This is a genomic window from Mucilaginibacter sp. P1_D10 (genome assembly GCF_056406215.1).
Window position 1 is genome coordinate 1 of sequence record NZ_JBFUAP010000043.1, and the last position, 1,414, is coordinate 1,414.

Annotated in this window: 1 protein-coding gene; it reads left to right on the forward strand. The window is 48.9% G+C overall.

Features of this window, described 5'->3' with window-relative positions:
* A partial coding sequence (locus tag AC1DYT_RS26665; protein ID WP_477472521.1) for an alpha-L-arabinofuranosidase A occupies positions 1-1,248 on the forward strand: 1,248 nt, incomplete at its 5' end.
* Positions 1,249-1,414 lie beyond the last annotated feature (166 nt).

Below are 1,414 nucleotides of genomic sequence, written 5' to 3' on the forward strand. Positions count from 1 at the left end.
AACGATGCATTTCCCTGGAAAACTACTTTGGGCCCGCTTGCAGGGCGGCCCGGTCATACCGGCTCATGGGGCTACCGCCCCAGCGACGGAATGGGCCTGCTTGAATTTTTAGAATGGTGCGAAGACCTGAAAATGGAACCGCTACTTGCTGTTTATGCCGGCTATTCGCTCGACGGCGACCATGTAGACGCAGGCCCGCTTTTAAAACCATATGTAGATGATGCGCTGGATGAAATTGAATATGTAATAGGCGGCGTAAACACCTACTGGGGCGCTAAGCGCGCGGCAGACGGGCACCCGGCACCCTTTAAACTCAGCTATGTGGAGATTGGCAACGAAGACGGGTTTGACGAGTCTGGCAGTTACGACGGACGTTACGCCCAGTTTTATGATGGCATTAAAGCCAAATACCCCAACCTTCACTGTATCGCAAGCATGGGCGGTAAGGATTGGCTTGGGGGAAGAGGCAAGTTTACGATCCGCAAGCCCCAAATTGTAGATGAACATTATTACCGCAATGCCTGGGGGATGGAAGAGGATGCGGCACATTACGATAGCTACGACCGCAAAGGATATAAAGTGTTTGTAGGCGAATGGGCAACAACAGAAGGCATGCCCACCACCACTTTAAATGCCGCACTGGGCGATGCCGCGTGGATGACAGGCATGGAACGGAATTCAGACGTGGTCATCCTCTCGTGCTATGCGCCATTGCTTGCAAATGTAAACAAGGCTACCGCAACCGTGCCGAAAGCCTGGCAGTGGGAATCAAACCTGATAGGTTATGATGCTTTAAAAAGCTTTGGTTCACCCTCGTACTATGTACAAGTAATGTTTAACAGCTATATCGGCAATAAAGTGGTGCCTATAGCGGGCGCCAATATCCCTACCCAAACCAGGCCCGCCACCAAACAGGATAGCGCGGCGAACAACATGCCCAAACCTATACCTGGCCTGTTTTATGTGGCTACCCGGGACACCAAAACGGGGAAACTGTTTCTTAAAGTAGTAAATGCAACAGGGAAGCCGCAGCAGGTTGATATTGATTTAAATGGAGCCGGAAAATTATCACCGGAAGGTATCCTGGTAGTCATAAAAGGCGACAAGCCAGAGGACACCAACACGATCAGCGACCCCAAAAAAATAGTTCCGGTTACCAGCAAGGTAAGCGGGATCAGTAAAAAATTTACAAGGACTTTCGATGCCTATTCAGTAAGCGTGCTTCAAATAAATACGTTAACCAAATAATTAAAACCAGGTAAGAATACCAGGATAAAAAGTCAAATATCGATATGAGCAATGCGATTTACCGGTTGTGGATGACGGCCTTAATTACCACGCTAATAGTGCCGTGTTTATACGCCCAAAAAGCCACCAACCCCATCATTTATGCTGACGTGCCGGACATATCAAT